General features: G+C 60.8%; 6 protein-coding genes. 3 read left to right on the top strand and 3 right to left on the bottom strand.

Annotated features, from left to right (window positions below; translation table 11 throughout):
- Positions 1-369 (top strand): PQQ-dependent sugar dehydrogenase (locus A3730_RS08300; RefSeq protein WP_197477373.1); only part of this gene is annotated, 369 nt, incomplete at its 5' end.
- A 410-nt stretch (positions 370-779) separates the two neighbouring features.
- Positions 780-2,750 (top strand): CocE/NonD family hydrolase, encoded by a 1,971-nt coding sequence (locus A3730_RS08305; protein WP_063521129.1) that lies wholly within the window; start codon positions 780-782, stop codon positions 2,748-2,750.
- A gap of 41 nt (positions 2,751-2,791) precedes the next feature.
- Here A3730_RS08305 and A3730_RS08310 read toward each other — a convergent pair whose 3' ends face one another.
- Entirely contained in the window at positions 2,792-3,157 is a 366-nt protein-coding gene (locus tag A3730_RS08310) for a VOC family protein (protein ID WP_231880716.1), read from the bottom strand.
- 157 nt (positions 3,158-3,314) lie between these two features.
- Between A3730_RS08310 and A3730_RS08315 the strand changes: the two genes are divergently transcribed.
- The gene (locus A3730_RS08315; protein ID WP_063521131.1) at positions 3,315-4,514 is read left to right on the top strand and encodes an MFS transporter; all 1,200 of its coding nucleotides are present in this window, start codon (positions 3,315-3,317) and stop codon (positions 4,512-4,514) included.
- Here A3730_RS08315 and A3730_RS08320 read toward each other — a convergent pair.
- Together A3730_RS08320 and A3730_RS08325 are read right to left on the bottom strand one after the other, a co-directional pair.
- Positions 4,508-5,080 carry an outer membrane beta-barrel protein gene (locus tag A3730_RS08320; protein WP_082872305.1) on the bottom strand — a complete coding sequence of 191 codons (573 nt, stop codon included), beginning with the start codon at positions 5,078-5,080 and terminating at the stop codon, positions 4,508-4,510. The two genes, A3730_RS08315 and A3730_RS08320, sit on opposite strands and share 7 nt — an antisense overlap.
- 618 nt (positions 5,081-5,698) lie before the next feature.
- A partial coding sequence (locus A3730_RS08325) for an ATP-binding protein (protein WP_063537905.1) occupies positions 5,699-6,601 on the bottom strand: 903 nt, incomplete at its 5' end.

Consider the following 6,601-nt stretch of genomic DNA (forward strand, 5'->3'; position numbering starts at 1 on the left):
GGCGTCAATTATGGCTGGCCGGTGATTACCTATGGCCGGGAATATTACGGCCCCGGCATTGGCGACACCGAGAAAAAAGGCTACGCCCAGCCCTTGCTGCACTGGACCCCCTCCATCGCTCCGGCCGGCATGGCCTTCATTACCAGCGACCGTTACCCCGGCTGGCAAGGCCACACCGCTAACGGTGCACTCAAGTTGCAGCATCTGAACATGGTGGCGTTTGACGGGCAGCAGCCAATCAGTGAAACCCGGCTGCTGGGGGACCGTGAACAGCGAATCCGCGATGTCCGTCAGGGGCCGGACGGTTACCTGTACCTGCTCACCGACAGCAACAAGGGGCAGCTGCTGAAACTGAACCCGGCAGAGTAGTGACAAAGCGCTGATTAGCGCGACTGTCTCGCACTCAACGCAGGATGCCTTGACGCTCAAAGCCCCCCTGGTGACCACAACGCCACCCCTTCTTCAGCGCAGAGCCTCACCCCCGGGGGAACCGGGGGCCGGCTTCCCCCCAACAGCAAACTGGCCAGGCAAAACGCAAATCCCCCCCAAAAAAGCCACTGAGCTACGCCGCACCCGGTGACCCCGCCATCAGCCTTGCCACCACAAACGTTTCCGGCCAGAGGCAGATTACAGTCCGTCACAAAAGCCCCTGCATCTTTCACGCTTGGGCACCAAGGTACCCACAGATTTGCACTGCCATCTCACCTACGCTGATACATCTATAAAAAAATGTCTCGCTCCACGGCGAGCCGCCACCATAACAACACAGGGACCGCACCATGCCCGCTTCATCCTCAGCGCGCCTGAATGGCCGCACTCTGATCGTCATTCTCCTTGGCCTGGCACTGCAACTGACCGCCTGCGGCGGAGGTAGCGGCAGCGCCCCGACCGTTGCCAATGCATCCAACACCCCCAACGCCAACACCGGCGGCGACAGCGATGACGATACCGATAACGATGCTGGCGAGGATGTGAGCACACCGGTGAACCTGGCCTGGAGCGAGCCCTACCAGCGCGACGAGGAATACCCGAACACGGTCAACCTGCCCCAGCAGCTGATCACCATGCGCGACGGCATTCGTCTGGCGGCCACCGTCACCCTGCCAGCGGACGAAAACGGCAATGCCATCGACGGCCCCTTCCCGGTGATCGCCACCTTCACCGGCTACAACCAGTTCCTGTCCAGCAGCCTGATTGCCGACCTGGACCTGGTGAAACACGGCTATGCCTATATCAATGTGGATATGCGCGGCACCGGTGCCTCGGAGGGCAGCTGGCAGGCCTTCAGCCAGGTGGATCAGGACGATATGGCCGAGCTGGTGGAGTACATCAAGACACAGCCCTGGAGTAACGGCCGGATCGGCATGAATGGCCCCTCCTACATGGGCATCACCGGTCTGCTCACCGGCGCCCAGGAAGACCCGGCCGTGCAGGCGATTTTTGCCGTGGTGCCCATGGGCGACGCCTACCGGGACATCGTGTTCTCCGGGGGCCAGGTCAACGCCGGCTTTATTCCCCTGTGGATGGCGCTGGTCACCGGGCTGGGCGTTATCCCCTCCTCCGTGGGCTTCGAGAATGGCGATCCTGCCTACAGCCTCACCACCCTGCTTCAGCACCTGGAAGGTGCTCTGGTGGATTTCCAGGTGCCGGTGATTGCCGGAGCCCTGATTGGTGATGAGAACCGCTTCGACACCGAGTTCTGGCGTATCCGCTCACCGCTGGAACAGATCGACAAGATCAGTGCGCCCACCTTCGTGGTCGGCGGGCTAAACGATATTTTCCAGCGCGGCGAGCCGCTGATTTATGAAGGGCTCAAGGACCACACCACCGCCAAACTGCTGATCGGTCCCTGGCAGCACCTGGACGGCTCATCCGGTGCCGGCCTGCCCGCGGATGGTGTGCCGGACCTGGACAGCCTGCGCCTGGCCTGGTTTGACCATTACCTGAAAGATATCGACACCGGCGCCCCGTCCTACCCGCCGGTCACCCAGTACTACACCGGTGCCGAACGCTATGTCACCGCCGCCGACTGGCCACACCCCCAGGCCAAAGCGGAAACCTTCTACCTGCACGGCCAGTTCGGTCTGCCGTTGTTTGGCAAGATCAGCGGGGACGCTCCCACCAGCAACAAGCAGACCAGCCTGCTGCAGACGCCGGTCAATGGCCTGTGCTCCGCCAGCGCCAGCCAGTGGACTGCCGGCGTGCTCGGCCTGATCCTGCCGCCCTGCTCGGCACAGGACAACGTGGTCAACCTGCTGGAAGCGGTGTACACCAGCGAGCCGCTGGAAGAAGACATGGCCATCAACGGCCCGATCACCGGGCAGATCTGGGCGTCCACCACCGCCCTGGATACCAATGTCACCGTGCGGGTCAGCGTGGTGGGCGACAACGGCATTGCCCGGCCATTGACCCACGGCATTCAGATGGCGTCCATGAGTGCCTTTGATGCCAGCAAATCGCGTTTCATGAACGGCAAACTGATCCAGCCCTGGCACCCGTTTAGCGCAGAATCAAAACGTAGCATCAGCCCGCTGACCGCCTTCCGGGCCGATGTGGAAGTGTTCCCCACCAGCGCCCTGATCAAGGCCGGGGAAAAGCTGCGCATCAGCGTGGGCACCAGTGACCTGCCCCATGGCCTGAGCCCGATCCCCGACCTGCTCACCAGCCTGCTGGGCGCCATGACCATTTACAGCGCCCCGGCCATGCCATCGCGGGTGAATATTCCGCTGGTGCCAACCAGCGCCCTGTGACGCCACACCGCCTCTCCACCCTGCTCGGGCAAGAGGGGCGGTTATTCATGCTGCAAAATATTCAACAGCCGACCGAACGGGTCACGTACATAGAAGCGTCGTACGCCCCAGGGCTCACTCACCGGCCCGTATTCCACCGGCACTCCCGCTTGCTGCATCCGCCTCAATGCCTCGTCCAGATCATCCACTTCAATGGACAGGTCCGGCACCGCTGTGTTTGAACCACCCTGGGAGCCAAAACTCAGCTGCACCGTCATGGTTTCTGCCGAGCCATAGGTCTGGAACCAGCCATGGTCCATAATCCGGTCCAGGCCAAGAATCTCGCCATAGAAGGCCTGCGCCTTGCCCAGATCGTCCGTGGCCACATTGGCCATGATGCGTGTCACCTTCATCGTTACCCCTGTCATTCTTTCTTCATTCTTGCTGCATTGTTCTTGCTGGCGTTTTCTTGCCTGCTCCAGGCACTAAACCATTCTTTCGCATGCTAGAATGAACCCTGTTCAATATCGACAGTCTCATCCCATCCGTCACAGACCTGCCCGCTGCCTTCATCCAGGAACCCTTATGTCCTCCGACTCCAGTCGCTTGCTTCGCCTTTCCCTCGCTCTGGCTCTGGGGGGCTTTGGCATTGGCAGTGGCGAGTTCGTCATTATGGGACTGATGCAGCGCGTGGCCACCGACCTGCAAGTCCCGGTGCCGGATGTGGGCTATGCCATCAGCAGTTATGCGCTGGGGGTGGTGGTCGGTGCACCGCTGATTTCCGCTCTGGCGGCCCGGGTGCCCCGGCGAGGACTGTTGATCACCCTGATGCTGGTGTTTGCCGTGGGCAACATGGCCAGCGCCCTGGCCACGGATTTCTGGACCTTCGTGGCCCTGCGCTTTCTGGCCGGGCTGCCCCATGGGGCCTACTTTGGTGTCGCCGCCCTGGTGGCAGCCTCCGCCGTGCCCTATCACATGCGTGCCCGCGCCGTCGCTCGGGTGATGAGCGGGCTGACCATTGCCATCGTGGTTGGCGCGCCCCTGGCCACCTGGGCCGGCAATCTGTTCGGCTGGGAAGTGGCCTTTATCGGCGTGGGCGTGATTGCCCTGTGCACCGCCCTGTTAATCCGCCTGTGGGTACCCGCCCAGGCGCCGGACCCGAACGCCAGCCCACGTCGCGAATTGTCCGCGCTGGTCAAACAGCGGGTGCTGTTCACCCTGGGGGTCGCCAGCATCGGTTTCGGCGGCATGTTTTCGGTGTTCAGCTATGTGATGCCCACCCTCACCGAGCAATCCGGCATGGCGGAAAGCTGGGGCCCCATGGTGCTGATGATCTTCGGCATCGGCACCATCATCGGTAACTTTGCCGGTGCCCGCGCAGCAGACGGCAACTTGCTGCGTGCCATACCGCGTATTCTGATCTGGTGTGCGCTGATTCAGGCCGGCTTTTACTTTGCCGCCGATTGGCCCTTGCCCGCCATCCTCTTCGTGGGGCTGGTCGGCACCAGCATGGCACTGGGCCCGGCCCTGCAAACGCGACTCATGGATGTGGCAGAAGACGCCCAGACCATGGCTGCCTCCATGAACCATGCCGCGTTCAACCTGGCGAATGCGCTGGGCGCCTGGCTGGCCGGCGTCACCATCAAGATGGGCGCACAATGGTCCGCCACCGGCCTGGTAGGGGCGGCCCTGGCCATGGGCGGATTGCTGATTTTCCTGGCCGGCCGCAGCCTGGAAAAACGTAACGCCGTTACCACCGGCCTGCCCGCACAGACCGATCAATAACGGAACAGATAGCCCACGTTAACGGTGGTCAGGTCATTGTCGTCGTCATCCAGCTGCAGCCATTCCACCGTCAGGGCATTACGTTCGTTCAGCTTGATCGACGCCCCCATGCCGTAGGAGGGATCGCTGGCCACATCGTCTTCGCTATCGCCGCCGGCCACGGTGACCTCGCGCTTCACCGAGGAGTGCCCAAGTAGCACATAGGGGGACAGCGGCAAACGGTAACTCAGGCCCATTTTCAGATAGCCACCCACCAGCCATTGCGGGTCCACGCTAACCCGGGCCGTCTCCAGCCCGCCCTCATCGTCACTGACGCCATAACCCAGCCGCGCTTCCAGCGCGAGCAGGGTGTTGTACTGCCAGCCCCACACCGCCTGAACGCTGCGCGGTTGTGCATCATCACCAACAGGGATCTGCTGATCGAGCAGGTTGTACTGCACGCCCGCATAACCGGTCCGCAACGGATCATCACTGGCCCGCAGCGGCGCACTGACAATGACGCCAACCGCAACCAGCATGGCCAGCCCCATGCGCATCCCGAAAACTCGTCGTTCGTGTATTGTCATTACCGCTCCCTGGGTTATAAGGCTGGGCGACCGACGCCTCACGCCTCACGCCTCAAAGCTTAGATCAAAACCGGAGAAAGAACAGCGCTGATGTCGCTTCCGGGTTCGAGCATCAGGCGTCCGAAGAATTTACCCAAACGAAAAAAAGGCCGCACAGGCGTGCGACCCAAAACCTCTCGTGGCACACAGGCCACAACAGGCTATCGGCATTCACAACACAAACATTAACCCACCCCGGTTAACGCCCGTGAGGATCAGCGAATAGAATCTGGCTGGAAATACAGGTCATCGTGGTGGCAACCACACGGCGAGGATATTCATAAGGCGCTCTCCCAAGTCCATTTGGTGTTCGCCCTGCTGCCTGCGCGCTGTGCCCGCTTCTTGTCCCATTCACCTGTTCACGGTTATGTTTTCGAACAGGTTGGCAGTGGCATCAACAACGTATTGTTGCAACAGGATCCATTTTTTTCATCGTTATTATTGGCTGTCTGTCATTGGTGTTTTTCCAGTTACCCATGCCAGTAACTGCGTACTAGAATGCACCGACCCTTACACTGCAAACCTTGCGCCAGCGCACATTCCGGGCCACAAAATGTGGTTTTTTGTTACCGGAAAACCTTATCTCACACCGGCGGAAAGGGGCTCCGGTTGCACGAATTTACCGGTTACCGGAAAACGCACTTCCACTAACAGCCCGCCATGGGGATGGTTGGCCAGCTGAATTTCACCATGGTGCATGTCCACAATCCGTTTCACGATCGCCAGCCCCAGGCCACTGCCACTGAGAGTGCGCGCCTTTTCGCCCCGGGAAAACGGCTGTAACAGCAGAGGAATGTCTTCTTCACGCACGCCGCGCCCATGATCACGCACGGTAAGCACCACCTTGTTTTCGGTAACAGCGGTGCGGATTTCCACCGGCGAGGCGCCGTACTTGAGCGCGTTACCCACCAGGTTGGCCAGCATCCGTTTTACGGTCAGTCGTTTGAGCATTAACCGGGGCAGATCTTCCAGTTCGAACCGTAGCTGTTCGGCCGGGTACTTGCCGGCCACTTCCTGAATCAGGTCATTCAGGTTTTCAAAATCTGGCTGCTCATCCGCCCCGTCACGGATAAAGGAAATAAACTGATCGAGGATCGCATCCATATCCTCAATGTCTTCGACAATGCCTTTTGCCAGCTCTTCGTCCTGCATGAATTCCGCTGACAGCCGCAGGCGCGTTAGCGGGGTTCGCAAATCATGGGACACGCCGGCCAACAGCAATGCCCGATCCCGCTGGGCCTGCTGCAAGTCACGGGTCATTCGGTTAAAGGCGGTGTTAACCGCCTGGATTTCCTCCGGGCCGATGGTGGTATCCAGCACCGGCACCGCCTCGCCTCGCCCGACTTTCAAGGCCACTTTGGCCAGCCGGCGTAATGGCAAGTTCAGCCCCCGGGCAATCAGCAAGCCACCGATAATAGCAAGCAGGGGCACCGTGACTCCCCAGCCCAGCAACAGATAGCGATCGTAGTCCCGGAAGAACGC

The organism is Alcanivorax sp. HI0044 (genome assembly GCF_001634945.1).

Excerpts from the sequence above, each read along its gene's own strand:
- A3730_RS08305 (WP_063521129.1), top strand. The coding sequence starts at position 780 with ATGCCCGCTTCATCCTCAGCGCGCCTGAATGGCCGCACTCTGATCGTC.
- A3730_RS08315 (WP_063521131.1), top strand. The coding sequence starts at position 3,315 with ATGTCCTCCGACTCCAGTCGCTTGCTTCGCCTTTCCCTCGCTCTGGCT.
- A3730_RS08320 (WP_082872305.1), bottom strand. The coding sequence starts at position 5,080 with ATGACAATACACGAACGACGAGTTTTCGGGATGCGCATGGGGCTGGCC.
- A3730_RS08310 (WP_231880716.1), bottom strand. The coding sequence starts at position 3,157 with ATGACAGGGGTAACGATGAAGGTGACACGCATCATGGCCAATGTGGCC.